Source organism: Caballeronia sp. ATUFL_F1_KS4A, from assembly GCF_023630905.1.
GTDB lineage: Bacteria > Pseudomonadota > Gammaproteobacteria > Burkholderiales > Burkholderiaceae > Caballeronia > Caballeronia zhejiangensis.
The window spans coordinates 124,766-141,461 of the sequence record NZ_JALQEB010000047.1 but is presented as its reverse complement, the minus strand read 5'-3'; the positions used below and the strand labels follow the sequence as shown (position 1 = coordinate 141,461).

Genomic DNA, 16,696 nt, shown 5'->3' with positions numbered 1-16,696 from the left:
TTCGATGACGCCACGCATGGAGGCATGTGAATGGGCGCAACTATCAATACAGAGGACGAGCGCACGCTGATTCGCTTCGAAGGCGTCGGCAAGACCTTCGGCCGGGTGCGCGCGCTCGCGGACATCGACTTCGCGTTCACGCGCGGCGAATGCGTCGGCATCGCGGGACACAACGGCGCGGGCAAATCGACGCTCATGGCCGTGCTCGCGGGCGTGTATGCGCCGACGCAGGGCCGTATCGAAGTGGACGGCCAAAGCGCGCCGCACTACGACGCCAACGCCGCGCGCAAGGCCGGCGTGCGCTGCGTCTTTCAGGAACTCTCGCTGTGCGCGAACCTGACGGTCGCGGAAAACATGACGATCGTGCATCCGAAATTGCGCGGGCGCGGCTGGCGGCGCACGGCAACGGCGCTCATGCGCGACAAGCTCGAAGAGATTTTTCCGGGCAACGGACTGAAGGGCAACGAACTCGTGTCCGATCTGACGCTCACCCAACAGCAGATGGTCGAGATCGCGCGCGGGTTCACGGTGACGGACGCGCCCGTGCGTCTCGTGATCCTCGACGAGCCGACCTCGTCGCTCGATGCCCATACCGCCGATCAACTGCTTGCCTTCGTCCGGCGCGCGGCAGGGAGCGGCATCACCTGTCTGCTGATTACGCACATGCTCGGCGAGATAGAGCGCGTCGCGAATCGTGTGATGGTGATGCGCGACGGCGGCATCGTCGGCGTGCTGCCGGGCAACGAGGCGAACCGTGCGTCGATCATTCAGGCGATGGGCCAGCATCTGGAAGCGGAGAAAACGCCGGCCGCCGCACGCATACGCAACGCACAAAGCGATGACAAACCGTTCCGCTGGAACGTCGGCGGAAGGAAACATACGCTGATCGAGGCATCGCGCGGAGAGATCGTCGGCTTCGCCGGACTCGCGGGCCAAGGTCAGACCGAAGCGCTGCTCGCCATCTACGAGGCAGCGACGAGCCACGGCGCGGGCCGCATGAAAGCCGCATTCGTTGCCGGCGATCGCGGGCGCGACGGCGTGTTCCCGGTGTGGTCCATCGCGCAAAATCTCGATTTGCGGTGGCTTCTCGGCGGCGCGAAGCGCAAGCGCGGACTCGTCGATCGCGCGGCGGCGCGCGCGCTCGTGGAAGCGTGGCGCACGAAGATCGGCATACGCGGCGCGCCGATGAGCGCGGGCATCCTGTCGCTCTCGGGCGGCAACCAGCAGAAGGTGCTGTTTGCGCGCGCGCTGTCGTCGGACGCGCAGCTCATTCTGATGGACGATCCGACGCGCGGCGTCGATGTGGGCACCAAGCGCGACATCTACCGGCTCGTTCACGACGAAGCCGCGAAAGGCCGCACGTTCATCTGGTACACGACAGAAAACGAAGAGCTGTCGCATTGCGACCGCACGTATGTCTTTCGCTCGTCGGCGGTCACGCGCGTCTTGCATGCGGACGAATGCACGGAAGAAGCGCTGCTCGCTGCGAGCTTCGAGGAGCAGGCCGCATGACCCCCGCGCGCATCACCTTCCGGGACACGCAAGCGCGTCTGCGCGCGCTGCTTCCCGCCATCTCGCTCGTCGCGGTGCTCGTGCCGATTCTCGTCATGCAGCCCGCCGTGATGAGCTATTTCGGGTCGAGCCTGCTGCTCAATCTGGCCGTGCCGATCGTGCTCGCCACGCTTGCGCAACTCGCGATCATCACCGTCAACGATCTCGACTTGTCCATCGGTCCATTCGTGAGTCTCGTCGCGTGCATCGGCGCGACGCTGCTCGTCAAGGAGCCGTGGCTCGGCGCGCTCGCGCTCGTCGCCTGTGTGCTCGCGTATGCAGCCGTCGGCGCGCTGATCGAACTGCGGCAGATTCCGTCCATCGTCGTGACGCTCGGGCTGTCGTTCGTGTGGAGCGGGCTCGCCATCGTGCTGCTGCCTTCGCCGGGCGGCGCGAGCCCCGGCTGGCTCGGCACGGCGATGAGCTATCAGACGCCGTTCATCGCCGCGCCGATCGTGTGGTCGGTGCTCATTGCCATCGCAGGGCACATTCTGCTGATGCGCACCTCGGCCGGCGTGCGCATACGCGGCGCGGGCGGCAATCCGCGCGCGATGCGGCGCTTCGGCTGGTCGCTCGTGCGCAGCAAGGCGACGCTTTACGGCATCGCGGGCGTGTTCGGCGTGCTGTCGGGTCTTTCGCTGCTCGGGCTCACGACCTCCGCCGACGCGAACCTTGCGCTGCGCTACACGCTGCTCTCGATTGCGGCGGTCATTCTCGGCGGTGGAGAATTCGTCGGCGGGCGCGTATCGGTCATCGGCGCGGTGCTCGGTGCCATCACGCTCACGCTCGCGGCGTCGTTCCTCGCCTTTCTCAACATCTCGGCGGATTGGCAAGTCGGCATGCAGGGCGCGATCCTGATCGTCGTGCTGTCCTTGCGCGTGCTGCTGCAACGCGGGGAACGGCAATGAAATCGCAGACTTCCGGTGAAGCGCTCGCCAACAACGATACCGCGTGGGAACGGCTGAAGGGCGTTCAAGCGCCCTGGGCGTGGTCTTTCGTCGGCACGGTGCTCGTGTGGTTCGGTATCGTCGGCATCTTCGGCTTCGGCATCGCGAGCAATGTCGCGCAGACGGCCCTCACCTACGGCGTGTTCATGGTGCTGGTCGGTCTCGGGCAGATGCTCGTCATCACGTCGGGTGTCGGCAACATCGACCTCTCGGTGCCGTCGACGATCGCGCTCGCGGGCGTCGTCGGCATGCACGCGATGGGCGGCTCCAACGGCCACATTGCGCTCGGCGTCGCGGCGGCGCTCGGCGTGGGCGTCGCGGTCGGGATCGCGAACTACATGCTGATCCGACTGCTGCGCATTCCGCCGATCATCGCGACGCTGTCGTCGAGCTTCATCATCCAGTCGATCGCCATTACGCAAGGGCGCCAGCTTCCGCCGCCGCCGCCCGCGCTGGGCGCATTCGCCACGAGCCGGCTCTTCAACGTGCCGTATATCGCGCTGGTTGCGCTCGCCTTGTCGGTCTCGCTCGCGGTGCTGCTTCATCGCGCCGTGTATGGCCGCAGGCTTTCGGCGATCGGACAGAACGCGCGCGCCGCGTGGCTCGCGGGCGTGAACGTGCATCGCTCGCGCTGCCTTGCCTACGTGCTTTCGTCGATGATCGCGGCGCTCACGGCGCTGCTGCTCGCGGCGACATCAGGCGGCGCGTCGCTCGATATGGGCGTCGAGTACATGCTGATCTCGATCGCCGTGGTCGTGATCGGCGGCACGCTGGTCACGGGCGGCAAGGCGACGATCGTCGGCGTATGGGGCGCCTCGATGTTCCTGTTTCTCACTAACGCCGCGCTCAACGCGGTCGGCGCCGACGCCGGCGTGCGCTCCATCGTGTACGGCGTGCTCATCATCGCGGTGACGGTCGCCGCCGGCGGAAAACCGGCGCGCTGACACGCAATCCACAAAGGACGAGGAGACATGAAACCCAGCGATTTCGAAGTGCATGATCCGCGTTTCAGGCTGCTGCTGCAGCCGAACGCGTTCCTTTCCAAAGTGACGGACGAATGCCTCTGGGCGGAAGGACCGGTCTATTTTCCGGCCACGGACCTGTTCGTCTGGAGCGACATCCCGAACAACCGCATGCTGCGCTGGGCGCCGGGAATGGGCGTCGGCGTGTTTCGCGCGCCGTCGAACTACAGCAACGGCAACACGCGCGACCGCGAAGGGCGGCTCGTGAGTTGCGAGCATGGCGCGCGGCGCGTGACGCGCACGGAGCACGACGGCAGCGTGACCGTGCTTGCATCGCATTTCGAAGGCAAGCGGCTGAACTCGCCGAACGATGTCGTCGTTGATTCGAAGGGCGACATCTGGTTCACGGATCCCGACTACGGAATCTTGAGCGACTACGAAGGCTATCGCGCAGAGAGCGAGATCGGCCGATGCAACGTGTATCGCCTATCGCCCGACGGCGCGCGTGTGCATCTCGTCTGCGACGACTTCGCGAAGCCCAACGGCCTCGCGTTTTCTCCGGACGAATCGCAGATCTACATCGCGGATTCGGCCGCTTCCCACGACGAAGAAGCGCCGCGTCATATCCGCGTGTTCGATGTATCGGGCGATGGCGTATTGCGTAACGGACGCGTGTTCATCGAGATGCAGAGCGGCGTGCCGGACGGCATGCGGGTCGACGAGCACGGCAATGTCTGGACCAGCGCGGAGGACGGCGTGCACTGCTACGCACCCGACGGCACGCTGCTCGGCAAGATCCTCATTCCCGAGGTCGTCGCGAACCTCACGTTCGGCGGCATCCATCGAAATCGCCTGTTCATTACGGCGACGTCATCGATCTATTCGCTGCATGTCGGCGTGCGTGGCGCGGGACGGTAAAACATCAATAACAGGAGACGAGCATGAGAATCACAACACTGGCCGTGGCGCTGTGCTTGGTCGCGGCATCGGCGGGCGCGTCGGCGCAGGTCGCGACGGGCGATACGTCGTCGATGAAGATCGCGCTGTCGAACAACTACGCGGGCAATAGCTGGCGCCAGCAGATGCTCAAGAGCTGGGCCAACGTCGCCGATCCGGCCGTGAAGCAGAAGGTCGTCGCGGCGGCGCCCAGCTTCACGACAGCCGAAAGCCAGGCGACAGAGCAGGTTCAGCAGATTCAGAATCTCATCTTGCAAGGCTTCAAGGCCATCGCCGTCGATGCCGTTTCGCCCACGGCGCTCAACGGCGTCATCAAGCAGGCGTGCGGCGCGGGCGTGACGGTCGTATCGTTCGATGGCATCGCAACTGAGCCGTGCGCGTATCGCATTGCCGTGGATTTTCAGGGCATGGGCCGCATGCAGGTCGATTACTTGGCGAAGCGGCTGAACGGCAAGGGCAACTTGCTCGAAATTCGCGGACTCGCGGGCGTCTCCGTGGACGACGAGATTCATCAGGGCATCGTCGACGAACTCAAGAAGTATCCGGGGATGAAGATCGTCGGTTCGGTGCACGGGGACTGGACGCAGACCGTCGCGCAGAAGCAGGTCGCGGGCATCCTGCCGACTTTGCCGAAGGTCGACGGCGTGCTCACGCAAGGGGGCGACGGCTTCGGCACCGCGCAGGCGCTCAAGGCCGCGGGGCGGCCGACGCCGATCATCATTCTCGGCAACCGGCAGGAAGAACTCGCCTGGTGGGCCGAACAGAAGAAGAGCGGTTACGAGACGATGTCGGTGACGATTCCGCCGGGCGCGTCCTCGTTCGCCTTCTGGGTGACGCAGCAGCTTCTCGCCGGCAAGAAGATGCCGCACGACATCCGTATGCCGGTTCTGGAAGTGAAGCCGGAGGAACTCGACGCGGTGCTGGCCAAAACGCCGGTTGGTGCATTGGCGAACAAGGAGTACACGCGCGACGAGGTCGTCGCCGTCGTGGATGGGAAGAAGTAGGCACGTATCATCGGAGATGGAAACACGACGAATGAATCTGCGGGTACACGGCGCGTTGAATGCGGTTGGCTCGTCGCCCGCCAGCCTGATCGCCTGCTCCGAGCGCTGATGAAGCTCGGCAAGCGTGTATTGGCCAGAGCGTCTCTGCTCGTGGTGTTCAGAAGGTATTGCCGAGACGTCCTGCGGCAAGGACGTCTCGCGCTCATTTCGCCCGCGAGGCGTTCGCAGTCAGCTTGACGATTGCGTCGAGCGCGCCATTCACCATGCCGCGTACCACCGGCTCCACTTTCTTCGCGACCTCGGGCAGATAGTGGAACGGTGCGTTTTCGCTCATATAGGTGGACTGGCACATCTCCAGTTGCACCGCATGCACGCCGTCCTGCGGCGCGCCGGCGTGCCGCGTGATAAAGCCGCCCTTGAAGCGGCCGTTCGCAATCCATGTGAACGGACTCGCCGCTGCGACGCGCTGTATTGCTTCCTGCACGGAGGGCGCGGCGGTGCGGCCATCCTGCGTACCGATGTTGAAGTCCGGAAGCTTGCCTTCGAAAAGGCGCGGCAGCACGCTCGCGATCGAGTGCGCTTCCCAGAGCAGCACATTCCGATGCTGGCTGCGCAGGCGCGTCAGCTCTTCCTGAAGGGCGTCGTGATACGACGTGCCGGACAGTTGGGAGTCGTTCCGAAGGGAGTCGAGCACAAGCCCTGTGCAAACGCAGAAGTCAAGCTGCTGCTTATCGAGCCGCGAGGTGTCGTGAACACAGGCGACGGCGCGGCAAGCGAGCGTACTGTCGCGAACGACCAGTGGATTTGAGCCGGCCACCGGGGCATGACCGGTGAGACGTGGCGGGCGGAGACGGGCGATTCTCCGAGGGCGCGATTGCGTCGATTCCAGTTCAACGTCCGCTCTTGTGTGGGGCCAGGTAGTTCCACCGGCGATTCGCTTGAGGACACAAGGCATGTGCCGGTCGAAACAGCCCGGCGCCTGCCACTCGGCCATGGCTGGTGAACCGGCGACAATCGCGAGGAAACACAGAGCGCAACTAATCGTCTGCGTTTCCGTCCGCCTTCAAGAACATCTCAGGTCACCATCTTCAGGATATGCCTTTGAGAAGGGGGCAAGACAATCAACCGCCCGAAGAATCACCCTCGGTCAGGCACACGCGATTCGTGGGGCGGGCTCGAAGGTTTCGTCGTGCGACAGTTTCGAGCCGAGCGAACCCGTTCCTGAATACGCTACCAGTCGAGCATCGTCCGCATTGCGCGGAAGCCAGAATGCTTAGCCGGACGGCAGGCTCACGTACTGCGGGGATCTTAACGGCCGCTCGCTTTACGGAGCGAGGCTCGATAGCGAAGCTCGAACATCAGGCGCGAGACATCCGAGGCCGATTAGCGTCTTTTCGACGGCCACGTCCAGCGGTGTATGCGGCTCGTGGCCGAGCGTCTGCACGAGCCGCGCGTTATTCAGATGCACGGACGTCGTCCATAGATAGCGCATTTCCTGAAGCTCCCTGAATGTTACGTTGAACGGCGCGGCAAGCGCGAGCAGCCACCACGGAAAGCCGACGACAGCGGGCGCCCGCCCGGTGCGCCGCGCGACCACGCGACGGATCGCGTCGGCAAAGCCGGTGCCGTCCTCGTCCCAATGACCGCTCATGTGAAAGCGCGCGAACGCATCGAGCGAATGGCGGTGCGCAAGCAGTTCAACCATCGTGCGAGCGACATCGGGTAGATACGCCCATTGATGCCCGATGCCACGCGCACCCGGATTGCTGACCTTCGCCACCGGCTTTCCTGGCTTCACGAGTCCTTGCGCGAGCCAGTTATTGCCCGCTCTTGGCCCGAAGAAATCGCCCGCGCGCACGATCAGCACTCGCGCACCTTCCTTGCTCGCGCGTTGCAGACGCGCTTCCATTTCCACGCGAATCGCGCCTTTGCGCGTGACGGGATGCTGTGGCGCGTCTTCGTCGATGAATGGAAACGCGTCCGGCCCGAAGTTGTAGACCGTGCCCGGCAACACGATGGTAGCGCCCTGCGCCTTCGCCGCCGCGATGGTGTTGTCGGTCATCGGCAGCACCAGTTCGGCCCAGCGCTTATAGCCTGGCGGATTTACCGCGTGCACGATCACGGATACGCCCTGTGCCGCGCGCATTACGTCGGCCGCGTTCATCGCGTCGCCGTGAATCCATTCGATGCCGTCGCCCTTCGATGCCCCCGCGCCACGCCGCAGCCCGTGCACGCGCCAGCCCCCATCGCGCAATTGCCGCGCAACTTCCCCGCCGATGCCGCCCGTCGCCCCAAGTACCAGAACCGTTTCGCCTTGCGCCATGTCACGCCTCCCAGGTTGTCGATGACGCCATTCTCCGCCCTTCGCGGACACATTAAAATTGGCGAACCTCGTTGATCCGATATTCAAAAACGTATGGCAGACGACATCGGCTGGGAGCTTTACCGAACGTTCCTCGCAGTGCTGCGCGAGGGCTCGCTGTCGGGTGCGGCGCGCGCGCTCGGCATCACGCAGCCGACGGCTGGGCGGCACGTTGAAGCGCTCGAACGGGCGCTGAAGGTAAGTCTATTTACGCGCTCGCAGAACGGGCTTCAGCCGACCGACGTTGCGCTTGGATTACAGTCGCACGCCGAAGCGATGCAGAGTACGGCGGCATCGCTCAAGCGCGCGGCGAGCGGCCACACGGGCGACGACGGCGCGGGCGTGCAGGGCGTCGTGCGCGTATCCGCGAGCGAAGTGGTCGGGGTCGAAGTGCTGCCGCCGGTCATCGCCGCGCTGCGCGAGCGGCATCCGCGATTGATCGTCGAACTCGTGCTGTCGAACCGCGTGCAGGACTTGCTGAGGCGCGAAGTGGATATTGCCGTGCGCATGGTGCGCCCGCGCCAGACGCAACTCGTCGCGCGGCGAGTCGGCGTGATCGAGGTCGGACTTCATGCGCGGCGCGATTATCTCGACCGTCACGGCACGCCGCGCAGCATGGCGGCGCTCGCAGAACACGCGGTCATCGGCTACGACCAGCCAAACGCGTTCATTCGCGATGTGAGCCGCACGTTGCCGGGTTTTCGTCACGCGTTGTTTTCGATGCGCGCCGATAGCGATCTCGCGCAACTCGCACTGATCCGCGCGGGTGCGGGAATCGGCGGATGTCATGTCGCGATTGCGCGCCGTGATGGTCTCGTACGCGTGCTGTCGAAAGCGTTCGCGCTCCGGCTCGAAACGTGGGTGACGATGCACGAAGATCTGCGCGCGAGCCCGCGCTGCCGCGCTACCTTCGATGCCCTTGCTGACGCGCTCGAACAGTACGCGCGATAACGCCGCGACTGGGCGACACGCGCATCCGCAAGCCTCACTGTGAGCGTCGGCGCGAGGCATCGACACGGCGCAGTCCGCACCCGTCTTCCGAAACACTTCCAGCGGAGCTTCGACGAGCGGCGCAACCAGTTCGCATGGGCACGACGGATTTGTTCGATCCCGTATCGATGATTCTCCGCGAGACGCGACAGCGCATGTTATAGCGCGTGCTACCAGCGGAGGAAGAGGCATTTGACCGTTCTGGGCGAGGTCAATCCAGAAACTTGACGCGGGCAGCGAGGTGAGAGCCGCGCGTTCTGATTGCCGAGCGAACCGAACGGCCATGTGCACGCCGATGAACTCAAGCGCGTCAACGAAGGGGTGTTGAATACGTACGGAATCTCGGCACCATGCGTGCTGCCGAGGCTGGTTTCTTTCCGGGGGTCCTACTGTACCTCTCGTACTGGATTCCGGCGTCGTACCGCGCTCGCATCGTTGCTATATTCATGGTGGCGATCCCGCTTGGTAACTTCGTCGGTTCACCACTGTCCGCACTGCTTCTGCAAATGGATGGAATCGCAGGGATGCGCGGATGGCACTGGCTTTTTATCCTTGAAGGCCTGCCGACTGTGCTTCTTGGTCTGATGTGCCTGTTCTTCTTGACGAATAAGCCGGAGCAAGCGAGATGGCTCAAGGAGGAAGAGCGCACGTGGCTCGCCAATGAACTTGCGACAGAGACGAAGGCGCCAAAAAAAGTCTTGGATATGCCGCTGACGAAGCTCTTCCGAAACCGCTACGTCCTTTGCCTTGCTCTTGTCGATACCTGCGCGTCGGCTGCGGGTAGCACCCTGAACGTGTGGCAGCCACAATTGCTCAAGTCGTACGGCCTGACCGTTATGCAGACAGGCCTCATTAACTCCGTACCCTACGCGTTGGCGTGCGTGTTGATGGTCTATTGGGGCCGACGCTCTGACCGAGTAAAGGAACGTCGCTGGCACACAGTCATTCCGATGCTTCTTATCGGTATGGGCCTATTCGCCACGTCGCTTAGCGGCGCCTTGCTCCCGACGATCTGCCTGCTCTGTGCCGTTTTGGTCGGTGCTTATGCGTTCAAAGGGCCTTTCTGGGCGCTCTCTGGCGACATGCTCTCCGGCAGCGCGGCGGCGGCGGGCCTTGCAACGATTAACGCCATCGCAAATCTGCTTGGTGGCGGCCTCATGGTGAACGTCTACGGCTGGGTTAAGGAGGCAACGGGCAGTTACTCCCTCGCGCTCATGCCGCTTGCCATCCTTACGCTCGTCAGTGTCGCAACGTTGCTGCTCTTGACGCGCAAAGGACGATCCGGGCACATGGTCGGCAAGACGGAGGCAGCCTGAGCATGAAAATCTCGCGCGGCGCGGCTTTCTGGAGCTCGCCTGCGCTTCGAGGCGAATCTGGATTTACCTCGGTATGTTGCTTCTCGGATTGATCGCGATCGCCTTCATTCCCTCAATATCAACGGTCTTTCTGTGAGGCGCCGTCGAAAGCCGAGGTTGCTTAGTCAGAGGCCGCTGGCGCGCATCAGGGCGTACGCGAATGCAGGCGTCGATCCGATGACCATGCCTCGATTCCACGTACAGCAGGAATTTGCTAATTCCTGTCTGTACGGAGGTTTGAAGGTCGGAGAAGCTAGTGCCAAAACGACAACGGTGTCATTGCGCTGCGGCCGCCGTGTCGCGCAGCGCCGTGCGATCCCAGCCGCCTCCGAGCGCCTTGAGCAGTCGAACGCTAGCATTCAGTCGGCGCGCTTCGATCGTCTCGCCGTTGCGCTGGTTCTCGAGCGCAATGGTCTGCGCGCTGGCGACATTGAGATAGTCAACCGAGCCGGCCTGATAGCGGTTCGTCCCCTTGAGCACGAAAGGGTGGATGGAACGTTCTTACCTTCGTAGCTGTGTCGACTATGAGGTCCGACGTGCGCGCTAAGGTCTTAGCGACGTTCGGGACTGAAAGCGAGCTTGCTTGGCGAAACAAGTAGCATCACCGATGGCGACCTCGACCGGCTGAAGTATGGCTGCTCGCGGCTGCCCGTTGGATCGCTAGCTGCGCGGGACGCAGCAAACGGACTTCGATTGAGATCATCTTCCAGTTCTTGACCGTTGCGGTTACTGGATCTGTGCCGAGTTCTCGCGATGGTGCTATGTTCGCGTGCATCGGTTCCGCGCATCCGAGCGGACCCCCAACGGAGTCGAACCGAACATGAAAGGTTGTGTACGGAAAGCGGTGGCCGGTTTCACCTTTGTCGCGTCGGGCGCCATGGCACAATCCAGCGTCACGATGTATGGACGCCTCGACGGGGGCATCGAATATCTGAATCACATCGCGAACGGTACCGGCGGCACATCCGCGCGATGGAGCGCCGAGGGCGGCGACTGGGGCACCAGCATGTGGGGCCTCAAAGGCAACGAAGATCTAGGCGGCGGCCTGACGTCGGTGTTCAATCTCGAAACTGCGATCCAGATCATGAACGGCACCACGGGGGGCGGACGTCTCTGGTCGCGCCGCGCCTATGTCGGACTGAGCTCGAAGACATACGGGCAGTTGCAGGCGGGCCGCAATCTGTTCATTGACAGCGACGGCGTCTGGGAATTCGATCCCTTCGTGCAACAGGCGGTGTCATCGGCATCACTCGTGCGCGGACGCAACTGGCAGCAGACGAGCAACAACGTCGAATATCACAGCCCCGTGTTTCATGGGTTCGACGTGCAAGGACAGTACTCGCTGGGCGGTCAGGCGGGCGCGTTCAACTCCGGCGCGGCGGGCGAGTTCGGCCGCTCCGACGGCATCATGCTGACTTACCACTCGCCGCTTTTCGACGTGCGCGGCATCTATGACGAACTGCGCAGCCAGAATGGCCAGATGAACAACGTATTTCAGGCGTCGCGCGAACTCTTCGTGGGCGCGAACCTGAAGGTGGATCGATGGAAAGTGCAGGCCGCCTACACGCACTATTCCGCGCCCGACACGCCCGCGGGCCTCTCCAGCACCGCCGATCACTATTGGCTCGGCGCGACCTATCAGGCGACGCCCGCTTGGGCCGTCACGGCGGCGGGCTTCTATGTCCACGTGGGCGAGGGCGGCGGCGACGCATCGCATGACCCGGCGAGCCACGCGATGCTCTATGTGCTCGGCACGACCTATAACTTCACCAAGCGCACATTTCTGTACAGCACGGTCGCTTACGTGCGCAACAGCGCGAACGGTACGTTCTCCGTCTTCGCCACGCCGCGCGACGCCGATCCGGGCACGAGTCCGCTCGCGGGGCAATCCCAGACGGGCGCGTACATCGGCATGATGCATATTTTCTGACGCGCCGACGTTTCTTTTCGGCCGAAGTAGTCATGTGCCTTGCGCTTGGTGCACTACGCGAGCGTGACCGCGCAATCGAGGCGTGGCTGCGGGATGAGGTTTTGCCAGACGACGACCGGCCTGTGCCCCGATCTGACGTTTCGCGGCGAGCAGGTGAATCGCGAAGGCTGCGCTCCCGATGCCGCCGAAAAGCAGCGTCGCGTGACAGCGTACTGGCAGCCGTATCACGATGCGATCGCCGCCGAGCTTGTGCGTCTGCGCGACATGCACGGGAACGTGCTGCTGCGGGAAGGGCACTCGATCGCGAGCGTGCTGCCGCGTCTTTTCGACGGCAAGCTGCCAGACCTGAACATCGGCACGCAGGATGGGAGGACGGAGGCGGAATCGGTGACGAGGGCGGTGACGGATGCGGCCGCGCAAAGCGATTACACGTGGGTCGCGAACGGGCGCTTCAAGGGCGGCTTTATCACGCGCCATTACGGCGCGCCGCAGGACGGGATTCACGCGGTCCAACTGGAAATGTGTCAGTCCGCGTATATGGATGAAGCGCCGCCGTTCGTGTATCTGCCGGAGAAAGCCGACGCTATCCAGCCGACGCTGCGCGCGATGGTCGGCGGCGCGCTCGATGCGGTCGTGGCGTTGGATTGACGTCGGCGAGCCGGTCATCGGCCACAGCATCGACGTGACTTGCCGGACGTCGACCCTCTTTCCGATCGTCGCTGGACTTTGCGCAGCAAGTGACGTGCTTCCGATGCAGATCGAATATTCATCGGGTTGCGTCGCGCGAACGGAATTGACCTCGCAATGACGCATTTCACGGTGATGCGCAACGGCCGCTGCTGGTCAGGCAGTCGGCCAGGCGCGCCGCTACGCGCCCATCGAGCTTACATGCGCGCTGACGACGCGCCATCCCTCGGGCATCTTCACGCACGTTTGAGTCTGCCGGCCGATGCGCGGATCGCCATCGCGCCGGAACTCGATGTTCGCGACGCGAAGGCATCGCCGCATGTGGTCACGACGCGCGCGGTCACCGTGCGCGCCAGTGTCTTGCCCGGTCGTGCAGCCCGGAACGCGCGGATCGCCTTGTAACCGTAGAGGTTTTCCGTGGCGCCGTAGCGCAGCGTATGCGGCGTATCGAAAAACAGCGCGTCGAGCATCGCGACGTCGTTCGTGACGAGTGCGGTCTCGTACGCGTCGAAGGCCGCTTCGACCTCGGCCAGCTCGGCCCGAAGCCCTCGCAGCGTTCCCGGATCAACGCCAGCGCGCGCTGTGCCACGCCGTTGGGCAATTGATGGTTGCTCGGGCGTCCGCGTTTGCCTGACACCAGACCGGCCACGCCGGCCGCGTGGTAACGCCACACCAGGCGTTCGACTTGCCGTACGCTCAAGTTCAGCCGTTCGGCCGCACGCTCGGGTTTGAGTCGCGCGTCGGCGACCGCCTGAATCGCCTTGAGTCGGTCCAGTTCACGCATCGACATAGTGACGGTCCCAATCGTGTTCATCGCCCGCGCTCCTGAAACGCTTGTGTGGCGACGAACGTACGCCAAAACGCGACATCTCTACTTAGCAAAAACACGACATTTGAACTTGGGACCTACAATCCAAAGCACGATAATGTTGATTATGTAAAGCCAAGAATGGAAATTAGCCGCGCTTCCTGTTTGAAATTGTTGCTCACCGGGAAGCTCTATGGCGATTTGGGCGCGCGCTTCGGCCGCGTCTTCGTGCTTGACGTGCACTCACCACCGTCATGTGCCGCTCAGTGGCATCGCCGCAAGGCAGGGACGGTTCGACATCGTGAACTCGCCGCTGACCGAAGAGGCCGTGCTTGGATTCGAGTATGGCTACAGTGTTCAAACGAAGACCACGATGACTGTCTGGGAAGCGCAGTACGGTGACTTCGTCAACGGCGCGCAGGTTTTCATCGATCAGTACATCGCGGCCGGCGAGTTCAAGTGGGGTTATGAGTCGGCGCTCGCCGTATTGCTGCCGCATGGCCATGAGGGCGTCGGTCCGGAGCATTCGAGCGGCTATCTCGGCCGCTTCCTGCAGCTTTGCGCGGACGAAAACATGCGGATTGTCGTACCTTCGACCTCGGCGCAATGGTTCCATCTGCTTCGCCAGCAGGCGACGACCAAACGTCGGACGCCGCTCATCGTCATGTCTCCGAAGTCGAAGCTTTACGGCAACGTCGCGTCGCACTCGACGCTGCGCGAGATGATCGATGGCGCATTTCAATGCGTACTGGGCGACGAACGCATCGCAGATGCAAGTGCGGTTGAACGCGTCGTCCTATGCAGCGGAAAGTTCTACTACGAATTGCGCGATGCTCGCGACGGGTCCGGCGACGAATCGACGGCGATCATCCGCATCGAGCAGCTCTATCCGTTCCGCATGACCCACTCCGGCGCGTGCTCGCCCGGTTCACCAGCTTGCGCAGCATCGTTTGGGCGCAGGAGGAAGACCGCAATCAGGGCGCATGGCGATTCGTTCGCGATGAACTGGAGACCGTGCTTCCCACCGATTGCGCCTTTGCGCGATGTCTGCCGCACCGCGACACCAGCCGGCGCGCATTCTTCCGTCGCGGCGCATCGTCGGGAACAAGCACGGCTGGTCGCGACCGCCCTGGCGGCGGCCGAGCTTTAGGCCGAGTGCCAATTTTGCAGCAGGACGATGGGCGTCGATCGCGCGGAACGTACGATCGTACGCCGGGTACCCGAGTTCGCAATCTCCAGACTGACGAAACGTTGCGAGCTTGCTAGTCGAACCTTTGCGCGCGACGCATCGAGGGTCCATCTCCATGTCCCCGCTGCTGGTTAAGCCGCGGCCGCCGGACGCCCTGTCGCTCGTGTGACGTCTTGCGTCCCTATTGCGGACCCCACTGACTCTCGCAATCACTCCCTTCATACTTCAAACCGGTGCATCGCCGTGCGCGGCGGTGCATTCGCCCGCTTCTACACCCCCCTTTCAGTGCATGTCGGAAGACGAAGCCCCGCAGGTCCGGGCGCTTCGCGTTGGCACACTTCATGCCTAATGAATTACATTCAAGTTGCTTGAATGAAATTCCGATTGCCTTCAACATAGCCCATACGCAAGGGGAGTGTCATGAACAAACGTCTTCGCCATTTGCTGGCCGCACTGACGGGCGCGCTCGCGCTCAACGCCGCCGCGCCGTCGCTTGCGCACGCGGAAGATCTGCTCGCCCGCATCAAATCGAACAAGGAAATCACGATCGCGACGGAAGCGCGTTACGCGCCCTTCGAATACGTCGATAACGGCAAGATCGTCGGCTATGACGCCGATCTGATGGCCTACGTCCTCAAGTCTCTGCCCGATGTGAAGGTCAAGCAGCTCGACCTGCCCTTCCAGGGTCTGCTGCCCGGTCTCGATGCAAAGCGCTTCGACGTCGTCGTGACGGCCGTGACCGTCAACAAGGACCGCGCCGATCATTTCGCCTTCACTGTTCCCGTCGCCGACGCGACCACCGGCGTACTCACCCGGTCCGCCGATACCTCCATCAAAGCGCCGAACGATCTGAACGGCAAGGTGGTCGGCTCGCAGACCGGCTCTGCACAATTGCAGGCGCTGATGGCGCTCGACAAGAAGCTGAAGGAAGCAGGCGGTCCCGGCATCAAGCAGATCAAGCAATACGTCGCGTTCGACGAAGCCTATGCCGACCTAGCCGTCGGCCGGCTCGATGCCGTCGCGCAGTCCGTCGCCAATCTCGGGCCATTGCTGAAGTCGCGTCCGGGCGTTTTCGCGGTGCTGCCGCAGACCATCGGTCCGAAGAGCTACTTCGCCTGGGTCGCACGCAAGGACGCCGACAGCGCTGCCCTCCTCAAGCTCTTCAGCGATGGCATCGCGAGAGCGAACAGCGACGGCACCATGAAGAAGCTTCAGGAGAAATGGTTCGGCTCGACGATGGACGTTCCGGCCACGCTTCCCGCACCGTCTATCTGACATCGCGATGAACGGTCCCGATCTGCTTACGCGCTGCATCGGCTACTTGCCGCAACTGCTCGACGGCGCGCTGACGACACTCGTGCTGTCGGCGGTTGCTGTCTGCTGCGGCTTCTTCGTCGGCGTGTTCGTCTACACGATGTCGGTCAGCGACAGCCGGCTAATGCGCGGCACGGCGCGCGTGTACGTGAGCCTGCTGCGCGGCACGCCCGTACTCGCGCAACTGTTGGTGTTCTACTACGTGCCGTCCGCGCTCGGGCTCGAGTTACCGGGGCTCGCTGCCGCCGCGATCGGGCTGTCGCTCAACACGGGCGCGTATCAGTCGCAGATTCTGGGCGCGGGTTTTCGCTCCATCGCGCCCGGGCAGATCGAGGCGGCATCGACCTTCAATCTCACGCGGCGTCAGACCTTGTGGCATATCGAAGTGCCGCAAGTCGTGCGCGCGACACTGCCCGCGCTCGTCTCCGAAATGATCGATATCGTCAAGGCGTCGGCGGTGGTGTCGGTGATATCCGTAACGGATCTGATGCGCGTCGGACAGCAGCTTTCGTCATCGACGTATCGGCCGCTCGAAGTGTACGCGCTGGCGGCGATGTTCTATCTGGCAATCACGTCGCTGCTCGCGGGCGCGGGTCATGTGTACGCGCTGCGTGTGGCACGGCGTCCGTGAGGCATCGGC

General features: G+C 63.3%; 12 protein-coding genes and 6 pseudogenes. 13 read left to right on the top strand and 5 right to left on the bottom strand.

Annotated features, from left to right (window positions below; translation table 11 throughout):
* The first annotated feature begins 30 nt into the window (after positions 1 to 30).
* From NCS03_RS30825 to NCS03_RS30805, 5 genes are read left to right on the top strand one after another with little or no spacing between them, the layout of a single operon-like run.
* On the top strand, positions 31 to 1,512 hold the full coding sequence (locus NCS03_RS30825; protein WP_250530479.1) for an ATP-binding cassette domain-containing protein: 1,482 nt from the start codon (positions 31 to 33) through the stop codon (positions 1,510 to 1,512).
* On the top strand, positions 1,509 to 2,459 hold the full coding sequence (locus NCS03_RS30820) for an ABC transporter permease (RefSeq protein ID WP_008345494.1): 951 nt from the start codon (positions 1,509 to 1,511) through the stop codon (positions 2,457 to 2,459). The genes NCS03_RS30825 and NCS03_RS30820 overlap by 4 nt, the downstream gene beginning before the upstream one ends.
* Complete coding sequence (locus NCS03_RS30815; protein WP_250530478.1) at positions 2,456 to 3,442, top strand: ABC transporter permease; 987 nt, start codon at positions 2,456 to 2,458, stop codon at positions 3,440 to 3,442. The genes NCS03_RS30820 and NCS03_RS30815 overlap by 4 nt, the downstream gene beginning before the upstream one ends.
* 27 nt (positions 3,443 to 3,469) lie before the next feature.
* On the top strand, positions 3,470 to 4,378 hold the full coding sequence (locus NCS03_RS30810; RefSeq protein WP_008345503.1) for an SMP-30/gluconolactonase/LRE family protein: 909 nt from the start codon (positions 3,470 to 3,472) through the stop codon (positions 4,376 to 4,378).
* Between the two features lie 23 nt (positions 4,379 to 4,401).
* The gene (locus NCS03_RS30805) at positions 4,402 to 5,421 is read left to right on the top strand and encodes an ABC transporter substrate-binding protein (protein ID WP_008345505.1); all 1,020 of its coding nucleotides are present in this window, start codon (positions 4,402 to 4,404) and stop codon (positions 5,419 to 5,421) included.
* Positions 5,422 to 5,623: 202 nt separating this feature from the next.
* Here the strand turns inward: NCS03_RS30805 and NCS03_RS30800 are convergent, their stop codons facing one another.
* Entirely contained in the window at positions 5,624 to 6,016 is a 393-nt protein-coding gene (locus NCS03_RS30800) for an N-formylglutamate amidohydrolase (protein ID WP_008345508.1), read from the bottom strand.
* 42 nt (positions 6,017 to 6,058) lie between these two features.
* On the opposite strand from NCS03_RS30800, the pseudogene NCS03_RS30795 reads away from it, so the two are divergent.
* A pseudogene (locus NCS03_RS30795) lies at positions 6,059 to 6,229 on the top strand (cupin domain-containing protein); the annotation flags it as partial.
* Between the two features lie 516 nt (positions 6,230 to 6,745).
* Here NCS03_RS30795 and NCS03_RS30790 read toward each other — a convergent pair.
* Positions 6,746 to 7,744, bottom strand: a complete 999-nt coding sequence (locus tag NCS03_RS30790; RefSeq protein WP_008345511.1) for an NAD-dependent epimerase/dehydratase family protein — start codon at positions 7,742 to 7,744, stop codon at positions 6,746 to 6,748.
* Positions 7,745 to 7,837: 93 nt separating this feature from the next.
* On the opposite strand from NCS03_RS30790, the gene NCS03_RS30785 reads away from it, so the two are divergent.
* Entirely contained in the window at positions 7,838 to 8,734 is an 897-nt protein-coding gene (locus NCS03_RS30785) for a LysR family transcriptional regulator (RefSeq protein WP_250530477.1), read from the top strand.
* 395 nt (positions 8,735 to 9,129) lie between these two features.
* Positions 9,130 to 10,089, top strand: a pseudogene (locus NCS03_RS30780) (MFS transporter); the annotation flags it as partial.
* 315 nt (positions 10,090 to 10,404) lie between these two features.
* Here NCS03_RS30780 and NCS03_RS30775 read toward each other — a convergent pair.
* Positions 10,405 to 10,596, bottom strand: a pseudogene (locus NCS03_RS30775) (RND transporter); the annotation flags it as partial.
* A gap of 352 nt (positions 10,597 to 10,948) precedes the next feature.
* Between NCS03_RS30775 and NCS03_RS30770 the strand changes: the two are divergent.
* Both NCS03_RS30770 and NCS03_RS30765 read left to right on the top strand, forming a co-directional pair.
* Positions 10,949 to 12,058 (top strand): porin, encoded by a 1,110-nt coding sequence (locus tag NCS03_RS30770; protein ID WP_284504535.1) that lies wholly within the window; start codon positions 10,949 to 10,951, stop codon positions 12,056 to 12,058.
* A gap of 93 nt (positions 12,059 to 12,151) precedes the next feature.
* A complete protein-coding gene (locus NCS03_RS30765; protein WP_350029382.1) occupies positions 12,152 to 12,706 on the top strand; it encodes an N-formylglutamate amidohydrolase in 555 nt (184 codons plus the stop codon).
* A gap of 219 nt (positions 12,707 to 12,925) precedes the next feature.
* On the opposite strand, the pseudogene hpxZ reads toward NCS03_RS30765, so the two are convergent.
* Positions 12,926 to 13,299: pseudogene (gene hpxZ / locus NCS03_RS30760) on the bottom strand (oxalurate catabolism protein HpxZ).
* A pseudogene (locus tag NCS03_RS30755) lies at positions 13,278 to 13,559 on the bottom strand (helix-turn-helix domain-containing protein); the annotation flags it as partial. The pseudogenes NCS03_RS30755 and hpxZ, both read right to left, overlap by 22 nt.
* 187 nt (positions 13,560 to 13,746) lie before the next feature.
* Between NCS03_RS30755 and NCS03_RS30750 the strand changes: the two are divergent.
* The 3 genes and pseudogenes from NCS03_RS30750 (at position 13,747) to NCS03_RS30740 (ending at position 16,687) form a co-directional block, all read left to right on the top strand.
* A pseudogene (locus tag NCS03_RS30750) lies at positions 13,747 to 14,819 on the top strand (hypothetical protein).
* A 343-nt stretch (positions 14,820 to 15,162) separates the two neighbouring features.
* Entirely contained in the window at positions 15,163 to 16,017 is an 855-nt protein-coding gene (locus tag NCS03_RS30745) for a transporter substrate-binding domain-containing protein (protein ID WP_008345520.1), read from the top strand.
* Between the two features lie 7 nt (positions 16,018 to 16,024).
* On the top strand, positions 16,025 to 16,687 hold the full coding sequence (locus tag NCS03_RS30740) for an amino acid ABC transporter permease (protein WP_008345528.1): 663 nt from the start codon (positions 16,025 to 16,027) through the stop codon (positions 16,685 to 16,687).
* Positions 16,688 to 16,696: the final 9 nt, after the last annotated feature.

What these genes read in the sequence shown, in the direction of transcription:
- NCS03_RS30825 (WP_250530479.1), top strand. Translation starts at nt 31, where the DNA reads ATGGGCGCAACTATCAATACAGAGGACGAGCGCACGCTGATTCGCTTC.
- NCS03_RS30820 (WP_008345494.1), top strand. Translation starts at nt 1,509, where the DNA reads ATGACCCCCGCGCGCATCACCTTCCGGGACACGCAAGCGCGTCTGCGC.
- NCS03_RS30815 (WP_250530478.1), top strand. Translation starts at nt 2,456, where the DNA reads ATGAAATCGCAGACTTCCGGTGAAGCGCTCGCCAACAACGATACCGCG.
- NCS03_RS30810 (WP_008345503.1), top strand. Translation starts at nt 3,470, where the DNA reads ATGAAACCCAGCGATTTCGAAGTGCATGATCCGCGTTTCAGGCTGCTG.
- NCS03_RS30805 (WP_008345505.1), top strand. Translation starts at nt 4,402, where the DNA reads ATGAGAATCACAACACTGGCCGTGGCGCTGTGCTTGGTCGCGGCATCG.
- NCS03_RS30790 (WP_008345511.1), bottom strand. Translation starts at nt 7,744, where the DNA reads ATGGCGCAAGGCGAAACGGTTCTGGTACTTGGGGCGACGGGCGGCATC.
- NCS03_RS30785 (WP_250530477.1), top strand. Translation starts at nt 7,838, where the DNA reads ATGGCAGACGACATCGGCTGGGAGCTTTACCGAACGTTCCTCGCAGTG.
- NCS03_RS30770 (WP_284504535.1), top strand. Translation starts at nt 10,949, where the DNA reads ATGAAAGGTTGTGTACGGAAAGCGGTGGCCGGTTTCACCTTTGTCGCG.
- NCS03_RS30765 (WP_350029382.1), top strand. Translation starts at nt 12,152, where the DNA reads ATGAGGTTTTGCCAGACGACGACCGGCCTGTGCCCCGATCTGACGTTT.
- NCS03_RS30745 (WP_008345520.1), top strand. Translation starts at nt 15,163, where the DNA reads ATGAACAAACGTCTTCGCCATTTGCTGGCCGCACTGACGGGCGCGCTC.
- NCS03_RS30740 (WP_008345528.1), top strand. Translation starts at nt 16,025, where the DNA reads ATGAACGGTCCCGATCTGCTTACGCGCTGCATCGGCTACTTGCCGCAA.